This is a genomic window from Planctomicrobium limosum (assembly GCF_051465645.1).
GTDB lineage: Bacteria > Planctomycetota > Planctomycetia > Planctomycetales > Planctomycetaceae > Planctomicrobium.
In genome coordinates this window covers 4,594,849-4,613,338 of sequence record NZ_CP195790.1, presented here as the reverse complement: position 1 = coordinate 4,613,338, position 18,490 = coordinate 4,594,849, and the positions used below count along the sequence as shown (strand labels likewise).

Annotated in this window: 12 protein-coding genes; 7 read left to right on the top strand and 5 right to left on the bottom strand. The window is 53.0% G+C overall.

Annotated features, from left to right (window positions below; genetic code table 11):
• The first annotated feature begins 53 nt into the window (after positions 1 to 53).
• Both SH527x_RS17525 and SH527x_RS17520 read left to right on the top strand, forming a co-directional pair.
• The gene (locus tag SH527x_RS17525) at positions 54 to 2,303 is read left to right on the top strand and encodes a caspase family protein (protein WP_437191976.1); all 2,250 of its coding nucleotides are present in this window, start codon (positions 54 to 56) and stop codon (positions 2,301 to 2,303) included.
• Between the two features lie 70 nt (positions 2,304 to 2,373).
• The gene (locus tag SH527x_RS17520) at positions 2,374 to 5,961 is read left to right on the top strand and encodes a caspase family protein (protein WP_437191975.1); all 3,588 of its coding nucleotides are present in this window, start codon (positions 2,374 to 2,376) and stop codon (positions 5,959 to 5,961) included.
• An 86-nt stretch (positions 5,962 to 6,047) separates the two neighbouring features.
• On the opposite strand, the gene SH527x_RS17515 is transcribed toward SH527x_RS17520, so the two are convergent.
• Both SH527x_RS17515 and SH527x_RS17510 read right to left on the bottom strand, forming a co-directional pair.
• Positions 6,048 to 6,470, bottom strand: coding sequence for an ATP-binding protein (locus tag SH527x_RS17515; RefSeq protein ID WP_437191974.1), 423 nt, complete (start codon positions 6,468 to 6,470; stop codon positions 6,048 to 6,050).
• Positions 6,471 to 6,562: 92 nt separating this feature from the next.
• Entirely contained in the window at positions 6,563 to 6,919 is a 357-nt protein-coding gene (locus SH527x_RS17510; protein WP_437191973.1) for an STAS domain-containing protein, read from the bottom strand.
• Positions 6,920 to 7,362: 443 nt separating this feature from the next.
• Between SH527x_RS17510 and SH527x_RS17505 the strand changes: the two genes are divergently transcribed.
• Both SH527x_RS17505 and SH527x_RS17500 read left to right on the top strand, forming a co-directional pair.
• Positions 7,363 to 7,740 (top strand): hypothetical protein, encoded by a 378-nt coding sequence (locus SH527x_RS17505; protein ID WP_437191972.1) that lies wholly within the window; start codon positions 7,363 to 7,365, stop codon positions 7,738 to 7,740.
• A gap of 175 nt (positions 7,741 to 7,915) precedes the next feature.
• Entirely contained in the window at positions 7,916 to 8,674 is a 759-nt protein-coding gene (locus SH527x_RS17500; protein ID WP_437191971.1) for a hypothetical protein, read from the top strand.
• Positions 8,675 to 8,833: 159 nt separating this feature from the next.
• Here the strand turns inward: SH527x_RS17500 and SH527x_RS17495 are convergent, their stop codons facing one another.
• Entirely contained in the window at positions 8,834 to 9,511 is a 678-nt protein-coding gene (locus SH527x_RS17495) for a DUF2293 domain-containing protein (RefSeq protein ID WP_437191970.1), read from the bottom strand.
• A gap of 237 nt (positions 9,512 to 9,748) precedes the next feature.
• Positions 9,749 to 10,870, bottom strand: a complete 1,122-nt coding sequence (locus tag SH527x_RS17490) for a serine hydrolase domain-containing protein (protein ID WP_437191969.1) — start codon at positions 10,868 to 10,870, stop codon at positions 9,749 to 9,751.
• 115 nt (positions 10,871 to 10,985) lie between these two features.
• Between SH527x_RS17490 and gcvT the strand changes: the two genes are divergently transcribed.
• The 3 genes from gcvT (at position 10,986) to hrpA (ending at position 16,839) form a co-directional block, all read left to right on the top strand.
• On the top strand, positions 10,986 to 12,068 hold the full coding sequence (gene gcvT / locus SH527x_RS17485; RefSeq protein ID WP_437191968.1) for a glycine cleavage system aminomethyltransferase GcvT: 1,083 nt from the start codon (positions 10,986 to 10,988) through the stop codon (positions 12,066 to 12,068).
• An 80-nt stretch (positions 12,069 to 12,148) separates the two neighbouring features.
• Positions 12,149 to 12,862 carry a pyridoxine 5'-phosphate synthase gene (locus SH527x_RS17480; protein ID WP_437191967.1) on the top strand — a complete coding sequence of 238 codons (714 nt, stop codon included), beginning with the start codon at positions 12,149 to 12,151 and terminating at the stop codon, positions 12,860 to 12,862.
• Between the two features lie 62 nt (positions 12,863 to 12,924).
• On the top strand, positions 12,925 to 16,839 hold the full coding sequence (gene hrpA, locus SH527x_RS17475) for an ATP-dependent RNA helicase HrpA (RefSeq protein ID WP_437191966.1): 3,915 nt from the start codon (positions 12,925 to 12,927) through the stop codon (positions 16,837 to 16,839).
• 40 nt (positions 16,840 to 16,879) lie between these two features.
• Here hrpA and SH527x_RS17470 read toward each other — a convergent pair whose 3' ends face one another.
• A complete protein-coding gene (locus SH527x_RS17470; RefSeq protein WP_437191965.1) occupies positions 16,880 to 18,325 on the bottom strand; it encodes a chemotaxis protein CheA in 1,446 nt (481 codons plus the stop codon).
• Positions 18,326 to 18,490 lie beyond the last annotated feature (165 nt).

The following is an 18,490-nucleotide window of genomic DNA, read 5'->3' as shown; positions in this document are numbered from 1 at the left end:
GCTTCCGCATGTTGGTTTCCTTTACGACACCAATGAACAAACTGGACATCAGGATGCAACGACGGCTTTCCCTTATCCTCTGCTGGACCGCCTTCTTTGGAGCTGTCGCTTGTGATGCTTACGCGCAGAATGCAGGCACAACAAATCCACCGCAGCACCGTATCGCTCTTTTAATTGGCAGCACAACGTACCCTGAGTGCGATGCAATCAGACCTCTTTACGGTCCCAATAATGATCTCCCGTTGTTTCGCAACATGTTAAAAGAGAAGTTCGGATTCCAGGACAACGACATCACCACGTTAGTTGGATGGCCTGAAGTAACTGAACAACGTCCGACACGAAGCAATATCGTTAACGCATTTAGCAAGCTGATCGACACGGCAAGAGAAGGCTCTCACGTTGTCATTCTGGTTTCTGGTCACGGAACTCAAGTCCCTGTCCCCGAAGTCAATGGAGTTTCGACAGATCCGGCTGAGAACGACGGACTGAATGAAGTGTATCTGCCGGCAGACACACAACGCTGGGACGGCTCGAAACTCCCGAACGCCATCATCGATGACGAGTTCGAAGCCTGGTTCAATGCACTACGAAACAACGGTGCCCATGTCTGGGTGACTTTCGATACCTGCCACTCCGGGACCATGACACGGTCCGTCGACATCAATAAAGAAGAACCAATCGAGCGTTCGCGAATGGTCCGCCCGGAAACACTTTCGATCCCGATGGCAAAGCCGCATCTGGCAGCGAGCGCTCAGCAGAACGAGACCTTGATCAGCGGAGTCCAGAATTCCAGCGATTCTCAGAAGTCGTTACCAAGCCGTGGGTCGCTCGCAGCCTTCTCCGCCGCCCAACCATTCGAAGAAGCCCCAGAACTCCCCAGACCTGCGCACGCACCAAGAAATCCGTCTCACTATTATGGGCTGTTTACTTACTCGCTGGTCAAAGCGATTGAGCGTCAAAAGAATCCATTCAGCTATCAGGACCTCAGCCAGTCCATTCTCAATATCTATTGTGCAGAACGTGGCACTCGAGGTCCTACTCCCGTTTTCGAAGGAGACTTGTCTCGACAGGTCCTTGGGCAACAGGACTGGAAGCATGTCACGGAGTATCCAGTCTCTCTCATCGACGATGAATACCGAATCCCTGCCGGTTCACTTCACGGAATGACGGTTGGTTCAATTGTCGAAGTCCGAGAGGGGTCTGGTTCAACACCCGATTCCCGGAACACACAGGGATATTTGAAAATCGTCTCATCAACTCCATCGGCTGCTGTCGCGGAAGCCTGTCTGAAAGACGGAGAGCCTGCCCCTGCTCCTCTGCAAATCACAAGCGAATCACGCTGTCGCATCCATTCACAAGACATTGGCGAGATGCGTGTCAAGCTGGCGATTTACAAGACTCAAGGCGTCAATCCGGAACTGGAGCAACAGCTCACAGCACTTCTCGAAAAGCTCCCGGCTGAGACTCATCGACTGATTCATCTTGAATCGAATGCAGAGACCGCCGATTGGGTTCTACAACTTCTCCCTCCAACAACTGCAGCCACTGAATACGGACTCTCCACAACATCACCAGTCCTGATTCTGTCTCCGCGTGGGCAACGAATGGAACCAACTCAGGCAGCATCAGGGAGCAACTCAACTCCCGGTAAAAATCGTCTGATCGCCGTTCATCCTTTCCCGCAGAAGATGAGTCTGGAATCCCAGAACAGCTTGCTTCATCAACTTTCCGAGCAGTTACAGAAAATCTTCACCTGGCAAAACGTCTGGCGGATCTCTGACGTTGCCCATGCCGATGCGATTGATTCCGATCTCAAGCTTCAGCTGACAGTAAAGCGAAGCGGCGAAGAAATCGAGAACCCCTCTGAGCTGTTTTCCGGTGAAAAAGTTGAAGTCCAACTCTCCAATTCCGGCACGCGCGACTGGTGGGTCACGCTGATGTTTCTCGGAAGTGATCTGAGCATCTCCCAATGGACCACGGGATCAATCAAGGCTTCCAGCGATTTCCGCAAGCTGCGGGCAACAGTCGACCCGCACACCTCCGGGGCAGAAGGATTCGTCGTCTTCGCCAGTCCGATCTCGATTACGCAGCAAGAACCACGTTTTGGTTTTCTGGAGCAGTCAGGCTTAAACGATTCGCAGACAAATCGCAGTCTGAATGCAAACCCGAATTCCCCGTTTGGAAAACTTATTGATGGGGCGCGCACCGGAAAGGCGACACGAAGCCTGACATTGGACGCACCTGATCAACCTTCCGTTTTATTGAAGAACTGGATCACGCATCCGGCAGGATCAAAACAGTAACAGGCTGGCTGACTGGATGACTCTGTCCTGCATGAACCACGATTATTGAGTTGAAATTGGCACTGATTTCATGAACGCGCAACGAACTGCACTTCTGGTGACAACAATGACGTACCGTGTCACTTCCATTCTCATTCTTTCGCTGACCCTTGTAATTGCCATCACAGGCCGATCGGGGTTCGCACAAGATTCCGACGCTCCCAAGAAATCTCAGCAAGAATCGAAACCGGCGGCGGCGACAGTGGGACCAACAGGTTCGGCGAACGTCGATCCTGCTGCAACGACATCCAACGCTCCAGTGAGCACGAACCGAGGTCTCACACTTTCACCGGAGTCACAACAGGAAACATATCACTCCCGACGCGCCGTGATTATCGGCATCAATTACACCCCGAAGGCTGATGAGAAGATTCAGGCTCCCCCTCTGAAGAACGCCGAGAATGACGCCCAGAAGATCTACGAGATACTCACCAATCACTATGGATTTCAACCTGAGAATGTCTCGTTGCTTTTAGGGAAAGATGCGACGAAAGCTGCGATCAACACGCAAATCAACGAGAAGCTGATTGATGGCGTTACCGCGGATGACTGTGTCCTCTTTTATTTCAGCGGACATGGATACAGCCGTCAGGGCACAAATGGGAATCCGGCATCAGGCGAACTTCTCCCGGCAGACGTCGAGTTTCGCGATAACCAACCACGTCTCTCACATGTTGTTCACCTTGATGATGAAGTCGTCAACGCGTTGTCCAAATTCTCCAGAGCACGTCATAAACTTCTGATTCTGGACAGCTGCTATTCAGGAACCATCTTCTCTCACTCTGGAAGACGAGCAGGTCAGTTCGACTCACTTCGGATCGATGAAACAGTATTCCGCTCCCCCGGTTTTCAGGCGATGACAGCGAGTCGCGAACTGCAGCCTGCTGGCGATGCCATTCAGTCCACCGAAGCTGAATCGAGCCGGCATTCTCCATTCACCTGGGCATTGCTGAACGCTCTCAAGTACCTGCCTGCGATGAAAGGGGATGGGGCTGCGTTCACAACAACGCAGGTCTTCAGCGGGATGCAAGTCTATCTGGACGCATCCCTGGGCCGAGGACAATCACCACTTTGTTCCTGGCTCGATGGCGGTCAGGGAGAGTTTCACTTCTTCCTCGATGGTCCGCCACCAGAACCAGAACGCCTGAGTGAACATGTCCGCAAGAACATGATTGCCATGGTCCCCGGTGCGTTTGGAAACTGGTGGTTCGATGAATGTCCCTGGTTCATTCCGGCCTTGCGAGAAGAGATTATTTCCTTCTCACCAGACTCTCGAAGTATCAACCTCGAATTAATCAGCCCGCGACAGTTAAAAGATGCGGCCGATAAGTTCAGAAACCAGTTTGACGGCGACACTCAGTTAAGCGATCTGACGAAACTGCGTCTTGATCACATGCGGAGAATTACAAACAGCTCCAGCGATAACTGGGAAAAGACGATTCGGGACATCGCCAGAGAACTTGAAGCTCTGACGTCAGAATCCAAAATCGACGAGCAGAAACCGATCGCACTTGCTGCTGTCGACCTGCACCTGCTGGCTGTCCTGCATCACGCATTAAGAGAGAACACGGAAAAGATCCGCAAAAGCTATCAGAATGCGATTGCGTCATATCGAGAAGCGCCCGTTCAAAACAAAGCACTTCTCGCAATGTGTTTCGCGGATTTTGCGTGGTTCGAGGCCGATGTCGCCAACGAGTTCGATCAAGCGAGTCAATACTATGCCGAGGCCCGTATTAGTTACGGGGCGATCACGCCGCAACCTTTCCTCGTCTATGTTCTCTGTCGTGATGCCGAGGCGATGCTTCGACTTGGACGAGAAGGAGCAGCGAATCTTCGATTGAAAGAAGCACTCTCTGCGATCAGGGAAGTCGATCCCAATGAAGCCTTCCAGTTAAGTGCTGCGTATTATCATCGGCGTGCATGGTTACGCATGTACGTCTGTAAGTTTGCAGAAGCGCGTCAGGACTTCACCAGATCCACGGAGATCCTCACGCCACTCATTTCGGCAGATTCGAACTCCCGCAGTGGTCACCTTGAGCCCAACTCTGATATCGATGCCCTCATCCTGGTGTTCCACAACGAACACGGGAATGCCATGGCGACACGATTCATGGGGAACACGGAACTTGCGATCATTCAATACCGTCGGCTCCACGCACGAATCGGAGAAGAGTTTCAACGGATGAGTCGGTCCGAAGGCCGCGAGGTCAATTACCGTCAAACACGGATTCGCCTGACAGAACGCCTGATCAATACCCAAGAGCGGTTGGGTGATTGCACTCTGTTTGGACAGCCATCTGATATTGCAGAGGCTGCTGACGACTATCGACGTGCATTGCGAGCGTGTGGCTACCTGCCGTCAGAGCATCGCCGAAAGTTTGAACAGCGACTGCGATACAAGTATGCCTTGACGCTGGCACTCCCCGGCAATTCAATTCGTGATACAGAAATGGCATTCGAACAACTGAAGGCCGCTCAGGAATCGGATCAGATCAACGTTGTGAAGCCGCCTGATTCCACTGCTCCGGTTGAAGATCCTCCAATCGAAAACAAATCCGCAGCCGCCCCCCCTGCAGTCACGACGCAGATCGTCAAAGGAGATCTTGGAATCAGTGACCGGAGTATTCGACTTTGTGCTCGCCTGACAGAACTCCTACTGGCCATCGATCGTGAAACTGCCCCTTCTCACCCGGCAGGGCTTCCGCTGCATGAGAGTCAGCGACAGCTCACGACTCTCCGTGAAGAACTGGCAGAATCGCTGACCGATGAAATGCTAAACCGATCCTTGAGTCGCGATGATCTCGAAGCCGCATTGTTCTGTATGAAAGTCATTCTGCAGGATTTAAAAGAGCCAATCGCCCTGATTGACGCCTCTGACATCAAACCTGCCAGAGTTAACCGATTTCGCGATCTTGATCTGCTGATCGGTTTCTGTCGCTCCGCTCGACGCAGCGGAATGGAAGCATTGCCGTTTGCCCGGCCGTACTTCGACTGTGCCATTCAAACTCTGGTCGAAATGAATCCGACTCACGCCAAGCAGCTGACGGAACTGGCATTTGAAGCGTTACATGGACGCCCCCATCGCAAGAGTCCTGAAGGGGAAATCTCGTTATCAATCTTCCACTGCCGCACAGCCAGTTACGTCTTTCTCGACGTCCCGCACGGGGTCAGTACCAATTATAAACTGCCAGCCAATATCGACGCAGAAGCGATTCGAAACGCGATCGAAGAGAACCGTAAACTGGCACTTCCTGCAGAGGTTTACAAAGAGCTTTCCGTCGCCGCGATTAACCACACCCCGATCATGGCCTACTGGAAAGATCCGGTCTTGAAGATTGGCCAGCACCAGCCGATTCAGGTGGTTACCAACAAAGTCTCTGCGACGTTCTCAGGAGATGAGCTCAACCCGTTGACTACGCTGACAACGGCCTCCTTTGAAGTAGAGACATCCGCGCCGAAGATCGAGAACGAACGCTTTCCATTCCAGATTCCGGATGGAATTACGCTGACCTTTCCCGGTGAGCAACAACGGCCCCCAACGGAAAACAACGCAGCGGAAAAGCCCCCAGTGGAAGAAACCCCAGAATCGAATAGCAACGCCACGGAACGCCCGGAGTAAATCACGAGTGCTGAACAGAGGACTGACCGGGAGAAGAATTCGGTCAGTCCCTCGGGATAGGCTCGCCGGCCAAGCCGCAATTAAGATTACTCTTCTGCGGCTGACCGCTCTTTGAACAGCTCGACACGGTTTCCACGGTCGTTGTATTCAACGCGGGTCATGAAGGCCCGCATCAGCATCAGGCCGCGACCGCTGGGCTTTTCAAGATTATCGTCATCAGTCGGGTCGGGAACGTCACTCGGATCGAACCCTTCCCCTTCATCTTCAATAATGATCAGGCACTCGTTCTCATTAACACAGCAATGAACCTTGACGAGCTTGTCAGGGTCCATTCCGTTGCCATGCTTAATGGCGTTGACGAGGGCTTCTTCGAGCGAAAGCTTGACACCAAAGATATCACGACTGGAGAAGCCATTGCCTTCCAGCAAACTCAGAATGCGCTCCTGCACCTCGTAGCCTTCCGAGGTATTGCTGGGAATCGCAATTTCGAATTGAGACCGTTCTGCCATTTGCGGATGGCTCATTTCACAGGACAGGAGAAGAACCTGATCGACCGACACGCCTGACGCAGACGTCCTGCCTGACCAAGAAGAAATCCCCCCTAGAATCCGGCAAGGGCAGCCTGTTGATCGTCGCGAATATCAAACAACTTGTTCAGTCGTGTGATCGCGAAAACTTCGTAGATATCAGGGCGAATGGTGCACAATCGCAGCTTTCCGCCCGATGTTTTCACCTTCTTGTCCATGGTGATCAGCTTGCCGAGAGCTGCACTGGACAGATACTCGACGTTTGAAAAGTCGAGAATGATCTTCTTGCGTCCGTCTTCCTCAACCAGCCCAAATAACTGGTTTCCAATCACCTGGATGTTGTTTTCATCGAGGATTTTCTTATCGACAAACTTGGCGACTGTCACGTCACCAATCTCTTCGATATCCAGACGGCGTTGACCTGCGGACATGCTGAATTCCTGCTCGTGCTCAACTCGTTGTGAGACATCTTCTGATCAGTCGGCTTATTGTCATTCCATTGTCGTGGAACCAGAATAAGCAGGCTGAATCGAAAGCGTCAGGCCAGTTGGAATGATGGAAAAACTGAAGAACGCGAAGCCGGATCGAGTGAAACTGCCCCTTGACTGGCCTCGAATCCTGCTCACACTGCATTCACCATGTTCTTCGCGATTCGGAAGATTCAACGCGACTGAAGCTGTGAAGCTAAATACGGTTGAATCGTGTGATATCGCTTCCCATTCGATTCTCAGGTGATCATCATAGCTGCGTTCCCCGGTGTCAAGCGACCAACCTGATCTGTAGACCGGTTGTCGATTCACATGAACCCGTGTGGAACGACATTTTCAATCGACAGGTTTCATTGGCTTTCGCGGCCCGTGACGGTGAGGCAGATTTGACAAGTCGTGAGGCACGCGCCAATAAAACCGGTCCTTTGGCTGGTCGCCCAAAGCCTCCGGGTACGATTGCAGAACTTGTTCTCGTTTCCTGCCTGCTTCTGGCCGCACCGGGAGCCATTCTCTTTGGAGTTGCCGTCGCACTGGTCGCGACAAAAGTGATCCCGCTCGAAGGCAATCTGCTCCTACCAATGCTGCTGGCGCTCTGGGGTTTCGGGCTGTTTGTGAATGCAATTACTGGCCTGACCGCAACTTGCCTTCACGGATGGCGACGAGAGTCATTCAGAGGAATTCCCACTTATTCGCTGATCCTGCAAGGGGGAATCATTTGCTCAATGATTGCGATCTGGTGCAGTGGCTGGCAAATTCACCCATAAACGATCGACGCAACACTGTCGTCGCTTCATCCAGCCATCCTCGGTCCATGCTTCTTCAATATGAGTTCAAGACGAGACATTCACATCGTTCCTAACTGGCATTTCTCCTAAGACCATTACAATATTCATCTGGATTCGCCCGCAATTCAGCCCCTATAGAGAGACCTCACCCACCATGACTCACATCTTGGGATCAAAGTGGCTCATTGCCTGCCTCACAGCCGCGACCCTGACTGGCAGTCTCGCACCGATCATCCACGCTGAGACTCCTTACCCAATCGAGTCGTTTGCTTCACTGGCAGAACTGACTCAGGAAGCGACGATCCAGACGAAGCGTCTCGACAAACTGCTCAGCACTGACGCTGCGTTCGAGAAAGATAAAGAAAAGCACGTGGCTCAAGCCTTCGGGTTAATCGCCTGCGTTGGACAAGGTCTCGCTGAACACAAAGAATGGGAAAAGGCCACGATCAACGGACCTGCCCTGCGCGACGCTGCTTTAACGTATTCCAGTGATGAAGATCGAGACGCTGCGCTCGCCGCATTGGAAAAAGTCAAAGAAGTGATCGCCGGCAAAGTTGAAGGTGAGCACGAGCGTCTGCATCCCTGGAATGAGCTGATCGGGATGTATGCACTCATGGAAGAGATCAACACTCGCAATAGTGAATATCTGAAGATCTTCCGGCGACCACGCGGAACCCCAGAAGAAGCCTCCCCTGCTGTCGCCTGGGGACTTCTCGGTGCGGCGATGAAAGCTGATAACTACGGGGCGGGTGACGAAGACGACGAGAAGCTCTGGAACACCTGGTCAGACGAGTTCCATGACACTGCCGTCAAACTCGGAAAAGCGATCCGAGAGAAAGACAAAGTCGAAAGCCGCAAGTGGTTCGACCTCGCAAACGCAAACTGCAAAGTCTGCCACGAAAAATTTAAATAAGCTAATCCGCCATCAAGAGAATCATTCAACAGCAGTCGCATTCACCTGAATAACGACCGCCTTTTTGCTGATGTGCGTTCCTGAACACAACAGGCCCCGACGGAATCGAACGATTCTCGGGGCCTGTTCCATTTCTTCAGCAGCGATTCAAGCTCAACGTTATTTCGCACTCTGTCGCAGTGCCGTGGCGAGTGGACAATCCACCGGAATTGGTTCCCCTCGCCGATAGCGACTCAGGAGTTCGTGCGATCGTTTCGCCAATTGGCGGCGAACCTCCCGACGCTTCCCTTTGACTCTTGGAATTACCATGTTGTCGTAGCCGGTCGTCTGATGTCGCATCCAGGCAATGACCGCTGCTTCGGCACGCTCTTCCACAGGAATCCGCTGGGTCCTCGCAACGGTTCCACTTCCCACGGGAGTCGCATGGAGCGTCACCACGAGCGACAGATCCGTTTCCAGTTGCCCGTACGAGTCATGGAAGTTTAGAAACGCTGCGACCGCTCCTTGAAAGTCTTCAACGTACTCCGACTGCTTCTTCTCACGGCGGCGCGCATCAGCTTCTTTTTTGCGAGCAAATGCGGGATCAGCACGCTCCAGATCGAGATCGGCTTGAATCTTCGTGATGATGTCGGCGGGAGCCCAAATCCCTTTTGAGAAGACCTTTAGGCCTTTCTTTTCAGCCACCACCCAGTGGTCCGCAGCCGCCTTCACCCGTCTGGTCAGCGCGGCATCGCCGGGGGCCAGCAGGACCCAGCCAGCAGGGACAGTCAGCACCTGCCCATCTTGAGTACGGACAGTGTTTGGTTGCGGGCCGGGAAGAAAAGTCTGTGAGCTCATAAATACAAATTCAACAAATCAGAGAATCACGGGACAGGCCATCGACGCCGAGTGTCATTCAATCTCACTCGCAGCACTACTGGAGATCGACCATTTGCACTGACGAAATTACCAAACTTGGATCAAACAAAGCCGGCCTGGAACTGTTCGTTCTCTCAAGTCAAGGAGCTGCTGCATTCTCGAACAAATCATTGAATGCGGCGTCCGGGAAGACGCGACATTGTTCTCCAGAATGCGTCAGGAAACGAACGCAGACGCCAGCATATTCGACAACCGGGAGAGCGATGAGTATCGATCGCCAACCGGTTGACTCGACAGGATCACGACTCCGATTCCGCTCAGGCGATCAAACCAGAACAATGTGCCGGTTGCTCCCCAATGTCCACACGTTGTCGCTGGCATCAGTTCACACAGACTGCTGCGATGCTCTTTCCAGTTCAATCGCCATCCCATTCCCCAACCGCGGGTGCGGCGATCACTCTCTGAGACCAATGGAAAATCATCGAGACGGTTGGTTGTCGCTTCCGCAATTGTCTGCTGCGAAAACAGGGACTCTTTACTCAACATTGCTTCCAGAAAACGGCTTAGATCAGATGCCGTCGACAAGACGCCCCCCCACGACGCCCCGAGGCTTCTCCAATACGGGCTGTTCCAGTTCCAGTCGTCCTGCCCCTGCTGTTCTTCGGGAACACGGATCTCCGCGATATTCGCTTCCTGCTGCATCCCTGACGGAAGCCCCAGCCAGGTGCGTTCCATCCTGAGCGGTTCGAAAATCTCCTGTCGCATCAACTCTGGGCACGGAATCCCTGCCGCCTTCTCAATCACCGAGGCCAGCAACGCATAGCCCATACTTTGATATTGCGTTCCCCGCCCAACTGGGAAATTCAACTCTGCCCGTAGTGTCTCTTCGACAAATGCAGAGTGAGGAGCATGATTTTTGCGAAGTTCAAAGTTGCCTGGCAACATATCCGGCAATCCGGATGTGTGGGTTAACAGATGACGCAATGTCATCAAACGCTTCGCCGGATCGCGACATTCAGGAAAGAAATCACCAATACGTTGATTCAGCCCCAAAGCTCCCCGTTCCGCAAGCAACATGGTCGCCATCGCCACCATCGGCTTGGTCAATGAAGCGACGAGAAACAAGGTTTCGTCATCTAACGGAATTGTTTCGTTTAGACGACGCGAGCCAAAATTCTCGACCGGAGTTGCCTGCCGATTCCGCTGCACCTGAAACGAGAGAGCCGGGAGATGGCCACGTTCGCACTCAGACGCTGCATAATCCACCGCCTGCGACCAGCGTATCTGGCAGATTCCCATTTCCTGCGGTAACGCCAATGTCAGGGGTGACTTATTCAAAACTCTGACTTTCGATTTCAGGCTGGTTGGCTTGTGAAAATGACAGCGTGGGCGATGATAGTCATTGACCGGGAACATGAGCCCGATGATCAAGACTCATTGAATTGGAATTCCGATGTTGGAAACTGCACTTCACGAATGGCACATCGCAAACGGCGGCCGCATGGTCGAATTCGCCGGATGGCACATGCCTATTCAATATAGCTCGATCGTCGAGGAACATCACGCAGTCCGACAACGTGCCGGCCTCTTCGACATCTCACACATGGGCCGACTCTGGTTCAGTGGACCTGATCATATTGCCCTGCTCGATCGTTTTTTAACGAATCATGTGGCGAAGCTCAAAACAGGTCAGATTCGCTATTCACTCGTCTGTAATGAAGACGGGGGAATTCTCGATGATGTTCTGATCTATCGCTTCACTGAAGGCTGCATGCTGGTTGTGAACGGAGCGAATCGGGAAAAAATCGTTTCCTGGTTCAAATCCCATCCTGGCAATGAAGAAGCCATCTTCGTCGACCGAACAATCGATTCGGCCATGATCGCGATTCAGGGACCGCAGGCTGAAGCGATTCTTGCTCCACATACCAATATCGATCTCGGAACGATCCGTTATTACACCTCTCAGAAAGGGAAAGTCTTTGGCATCCCTTCTGTCGTCAGCCGGACTGGTTACACAGGCGAAGACGGTTTCGAGATCGTTGTCGATCACATTTATGCAATTGACCTCTGGACGAAACTGATGGAGGCAGGAGCATCAGTCGGGATCGCTCCATGCGGACTGGGATGCCGGGATACACTCCGTCTTGAAGCCGCGATGCCACTCTATGGGCACGAAATGGACGAGAATATCGATCCATACACGGCTGCTCTTTCGTTTGGTGTCCGTCTCGACAAGCCCGACTATTTCGGCAAAGCAGCTCTCGAAGTGATCGCAGCTCGCGATGACCTGCCGAAGCGAGTCGGGTTGCAACTGAACGGCAAACGCATCGCCAGACAGGGTTCCGAGGTTTATTTCGAGAACGAAAAAGTCGGAATCGTCACCTCAGGAACGTTCTCGCCGACCCTGCAATTATCCATCGCGATGGCACTGATTGCCCCCAAGGTGAGCGAAATCGGCAGCGTTGTTGAGATCGATATTCGAGGAAAGCGCGAACCTGCTCAGGTCGTTGCGATTCCTTTCTACAAGCGGAAGTAGTTTGTCGGCGTCCGCACACAGGCAGGCGGTTGACGTCTGCCTTTTCTTCCGATCTCCTGCAGTTCCGTAAAATAACCGCCATGGCTCTACTCGGTGTCAACATTGATCACGTCGCCACGATTCGTCAGGCTCGCAGAACAATCGAGCCTGATCCGGTCTGGGCGGCTGCACTGGCTGAACTGGCTGGCGCCGACGGAATCACTGTCCACCTTCGGGAAGACCGCAGACATATTCAGGATCGCGATCTACGGGTTCTGAAAGAAACCGTGCAAGTGAAGCTGAATCTGGAGATGGCCGCTGAAGAAGCGATCACCAGAATCGCCCTGGACATTCGCCCTGAGCAGTGCACTCTCGTCCCTGAAAAACGCGAGGAAGTCACAACTGAAGGGGGACTGGACGTCATCGGCAACCGTGAGCGTGTTCAACGCTGTGTCGGGCAACTTCTGGCAGCAGGAATCGAAGTCAGTCTCTTTATCGATCCTGATCCGAACCAGATTGCGGTATCAAAAGCACTAGGAGTTCAGGCGGTGGAACTGCACACCGGTCGCTATGCCGACGCCGAAACCCCGGAAGCCTCCCTTCGGGAACTCGAAATCCTGAGGGCAGCCGCCAAAACAGCGACTGACTTGGGCCTGGTGTTGCACATGGGACACGGACTGACTTATCGCAACGTCGTCCCGGTCGCCAGAATTGATGGCGTGTGCGAATTGAACATTGGTCACAGCATCGTCGCCCGGGCTGTCATGGTCGGGTTTCAACAGGCTGTGAAGGAAATGAAAGCGCTCATATCGTAATCGCCTGCACGCGGTTGCTGCGCTAAATCTGATGGAGCGGATGGCTCCGAGACGGCTTTCTGATGAGTGAAATGACGCAACCGACGCTGGATGACCTTGAACGGCGTCTTGCACAAACAATGCTTTCAGATCGGTTTCGCCTGCGCCGGTCGCTCGACTCCGTCCGGCATCTTCAACAACAGAAGAAGCCATTCGACAAGAGCCTTTCCAAAACGCTTGAGGATCTGGAAAAGTCCGAGCAAAGGTACCAGAGACGGGCGGATTTGCTGCCGAAACTCGTCTATGACGAATTCTTGCCCATCACGGACAAGAAAGACGAAATCGTCTCCGCTCTGAAAGAACATCAGGTTCTTGTCGTCTGCGGAGAAACAGGTTCCGGAAAATCAACACAGCTGCCCAAGATCTGCCTCGAAGCAGGACTCGGAATCGCCGGTCTCATCGGTCATACGCAACCACGTCGAATTGCTGCTCGCTCTGTCGCTGCTCGTGTCGCCGAGGAACTGGAATCTCGCGTCGGTGATAAAGTCGGCTTCAAAATTCGCTTCACCGATACGACATCCCCCAAGACGCTCATCAAGCTGATGACAGACGGGGTGATGCTTGCCGAGACTCAGTCAGACCGGTTTCTTCAGCAGTACGAAGTCATCATCATCGACGAAGCGCACGAGCGCTCGTTGAACATCGACTTCCTGTTGGGCTACATCAAACGCATTCTCCCGAATCGTCCTGAACTTCGCGTCATTATCACGTCGGCCACAATCGACGCTGCACGCTTCGCGAACTATTTCGGAACAGAGGAATCACCGGCCCCTGTCATTGAAGTCTCTGGCCGGACGTATCCCGTCGAAATCCGTTATCGACCACCTGAACTCGAAGAAGATGAGGAGGTCGACTACCAGCGTGCTGCGGCGGACGTCTGTGAAGAACTGATGCTGGAGGGCCCCGGTGACATCTTGCTGTTCATGCCGACAGAGCGTGACATTCGGGAAGCTGCCAGAATCTTGCAGGGACGAAAGTTTGTTGACCGTTCTCCAGTCGACATCCTTCCGCTATTCGGACGACTTTCCGAGCAGGAGCAGAACCGCGTCTTCGCACCACACGCTGGCCGCCGCATCGTTATCGCAACCAACGTGGCGGAATCCTCGCTGACGGTGCCGGGCATCATCTATGTCGTTGACCCAGGGACCGCGAGAATCAGTCGGTTCTCATCGACCTCTCAGGTACAACGCCTGCCAGTCGAACCGGTCTCTCAAGCGTCCGCCAACCAGCGTGCAGGTCGTTGCGGACGTGTGGCGCCGGGGATCTGTGTTCGTCTTTATTCTGAAGCCGACTTCACTGGACGAGACGCTTATACCGCTCCTGAAATTTTGCGAACGAATCTGGCGTCGGTTCTGCTGCAAATGAAAGCCCTGAACCTAGGGCGAATCGAAGACTTCCCTTTCCTCGATCCGCCAAGTCCCACTGCCATTCGCTCCGGGCTCAAACAGCTCTTCGAACTCAACGCGATTGATGATGACGAACAACTGACACCGATCGGAAAAGCGATTGCACGTCTGCCAGTCGACCCTCGAATTGGCCGCATGATTCTGGCCGCTGCAGACGAACAATGTCTGGAAGAAGTCCTTGTCATTGCTGCTGCTCTGGAGCAGCGTGACCCGCGAGAACGACCACTTGATAAACAACAAGCGGCAGATACCGCACACGTTCGCTTCAAACACGAGAACTCAGACTTCCTGTCGCTGCTGAAACTCTGGGACTTCTATTCTGAGCAGGAAGAGAAGCTTTCAAACAGCAAAATCCGGAAGATGTGTCAGCAGAACTTTCTCTCATACAACCGGATGCGCGAGTGGAAGGATTTGCATCGTCAGTTGCGAGAGATCGCGATTGATCACGGAATTCGCCCAACGGATCGTCGGAATGATGAACAGGCAATCCACCGGGCCATTCTGACCGGCACACTCGCAAACATCGCTCAGCGTGGCGAGACTCATGAGTACTCAGGATCAGGGGGCCAGAAACTCTTTCTCTGGCCGGGCTCCACTGCATTTGCGAGTAAGCCGAAATGGATCATGGGTGCGGAGCTTGTTGAAACATCAAAACGCTATGTGCGAATGATCGGCCCGATTCAACCACTCTGGATTGAACGCGCCGCTGAACACCTCATCAAGAAGACTTACAGCGAACCACGCTGGAGCTCGAAGCAGTCTTGCGCGATTGCCGACGAAAAGGTCAGCCTGTTTGGGTTGGTCATTGTCCCTCGCAGAGAATGCCGTTACGGGCATATCGATCCGGCCAAGTCACGTGAACTGTTTATTCAGCACGCACTGGTGGAAGGTGACTACCAGACGCAGGGTGAGTTCTTCAAACACAATGCGCAACTGAAATCTGAACTGGACGACTGGCAGGCCAAGCTCCGACAAGGGATGCAGTTTCTGGGCGAAGAAGCGGAGTTCGACTTCTACGATCAACGAATCCCGCATGATGTCTTTGACGGACCTCGCTTCGAACAATGGCGGAAGAAAGCCGAAGTTCAGCACCCTAAGCTCTTATTCCTTTCTCGCGAAGACTTGGTCGAAGATGCGGAAGCGGCCCCGCGCGCGACAGCATTCCCGGATCAAATCAAAATTGGAACGATGCAGATCCCTGTCGAGTACAACCTCGAACCGGGCTCTGATGAAGACGGCGTCACACTGATTGTTCCACCTGAAGGGTTGAACCAGTTGTCAGACGAGAACCTCAACTGGCTGGTCCCTGGTCTGCTGGAAGAAAAAGTCGCCGCGCTGATCAAATCGTTGCCCAAGTCGCTGCGAACACTTTTTGTCCCGGTGCCGGAAACAGCTGGTGAAGTTGCCAGGAAGCTCACCTACGGGAAAGGCGATTTGCTGACACAACTTTCTGAAGTTCTTCGCCAGCGTTCTGGTGAATACGTTCCAGTTTCAGCATTTGAACTTTCTCGCCTCCCTGAGCATCTGCGGTTCAATATTCGCGTGGTCGACCAGAAGGGCAAAACCCTTGTTACCAGTCGCGATATCGGGCAACTTCGCCAACAGACACAGCAACAGAACTCACAGTCGATTCAACAGATTGTTGATAAGAAATGGCACCGGGACGGGTTGATCACCTGGAACTTCGGTGAGCTGCCTGAGCAGGTGCAATTCGAACGTGGCGGTGTCACTGTCGTCGCCTTTCCGATGCTAATTGATGCCGAGACGAGCGTCAGTATGCGGCTCTCGGATTCCAGACAGGAAGCAGAAGGACGTACCAAACAGGCTCTATTGCGGCTCTTTCTTCTTTCAGATGAAAAGAAGCTGAGCGAGCACGTCAAACACTTTCCTAAAGTCGATCAGCTGAACATGCAGGCAATGAGTTTTGCCGACGGAAAGCAGTTCCGTGTTCAACTCACACGCAGTCTTGCATCCGCTGCCCTGTTCCGTAACACCGGTCCGATTCGCACAGAGAGTGACTGGAACATCCGACTCAAACAAGCCAGAGGGCTCCTCGCACTTGTGGTTCAGGACCTGAATCGCATTCTTGGACCGCTTCTTGCCGATGCCAATAAAATGCGTCGCGCTCTGGATGCGAAACACCCACCGGCGTTGGCCCCATTGTTTCAGGATCTGAAACAACAGTTCCAGGAGTTATTCCAGGCAGGCTTCCTTGCCGAGACCCCGTTAGGCTGGTTGCAGCATTATCCCCGCTACCTGCAGGCAATGCAGATGCGACAGGAGAAGGCGACATCAGGCGGCTATCAGAAGGATCGAAAGAGTCAGGAACAGCTTGAACCACACTGGCGACGATACCTGCAACTCCGCGAGCAGTACGGCGAAGAATATCGATTATCACCGCAACGGGTGCTCTATCGGCATCTGCTGGAAGAGTTTCGAGTTTCACTCTTCGCTCAACAGTTGCGGACAGCAGTCCCCGTCTCGGAAAAGCGATTGAACGAAGTCTGGAAAGAAATCACCACATCGCGATAGCCCCACCGCTCTACGCTCTTAATCCCCCTACGAAAGCGGCCTACTGACCAGTCGCCATCGCGGACTTGTGTTTGAAGCTTCCTCCCACGACCAGCAGCGGTTCAATGGCCAATGCCAAAGGGATCTCCATACGCAGAGTCGTTTCCTGCTCCGGGATACTGCGTACAGAAACGCGACCACCGAATGATTCGAAGCTCTCTTTGACACTCCCCAATCCACTTGCGCGGCTGATCAGATTTCCGATCAGGTCTCGCGAGGAGATACCCGGAGAAAAGATCAGCTGAATCAACTCCTGTTCGCTCATCATTGCGGCTTGCGACTCGGTGATCAGACGACGCTTGATGGCCTTCTCTCGCACGCAACGATGGTCGATACCTTTTCCATCATCTGTAATTTCGATGACGACGTGTCCGGCTTCATAAAACGCCTGTACTGAAATCGTTCCTGAGAGCGGCTTCCCGCAGAGTGCCCGACCTCCCAGTGATTCAATCCCGTGATCGATGCAGTTTCGAATCACGTGAATCAACGCCACTTTCATTTCATCCAGAATCGCCTTATCGAATTCGATGTCAGTTCCTTCGAACGTCATCTGAATTCGTTTTCCATGCTTACGTGCCAACTCCTGTACAAAGTTGGGGAGCTTTGATGTGACCGTACTGAGAGGCTGCATTCTCGCCACGACCAATGATCGTTGAAGGTCTGATGTGACTCGATCCAGTTGCGCTGAGATGGTCAGCAGTGACGTATCACTGATTCGATTTCTGATCTGAGAAATCTGGCTGCGTGTCTCCGCGAGTTCTCCAATCAACTGCAGAATCCGATTCAATGTCTCGACTTCAACTCGAGTCACCTGTTCAGAAGGAACGGTGTCTGAGGTGCGTTGATCATCGCGTCGAACTTGCGTTTTCCCTTCACGTTGCACCGGCTTCACAACAGTCTGAATCTGCTGCAGGAACAGGGATGAAGACTGGCCGAATGGATGATCGGAGATTGAGACCGACCGTGATGATTTCTCGATCGAAACCAGACTGGGATGCCTGTCGTGTGCGAGTGCAGAAGTTGTTGACGGCAGGAGTTCAAGAATGGTCTGTCCAGATGCCGCCTGACCGGTGATTCGCATCTTTTCGAGATCTTCCACCAGTGCCCCATAGTCCACTTCGCCTTCCGCCCCCGTCTTCTCGACGTTTGCAAGAATGGTTCGAATCCCATCAACCATGCTGAGCAGACCATTCGCAACGTCGACTGTCGGTGTTCGCTCTCCGTTCTGAAGAGAAGTCAGAAGACGTTCCCCGGCCTCGACCAGATGCTCGAGCTTAGACAGTTCCAGAAGAACCGAGAGCCCTTTGATATGTCGGAGTGTGTCGAAGATATTTGAGATGCGCAACTGATCTGCGTTTGCATCACCGAGTGAAAAGATGTCTCGATCGAGTTTCTCGACACTCGCACGGCTTTCATTCAGAAAGCCGGTCAGCACTTCATTCGCCATAATTTGTGCCCTGCCACTACGAGAAAGCGGTTCTCACTTGAGTGCCCCTTGAATCGTCGGAGCTCTGTTGAGTCAAAAATTTGTGCGACAGAAAAATTACTCTGTTGGGTCATTGAATTCGCTCATCAATTAGCGAATGACTACTAACACCATATGTCAAAGAAA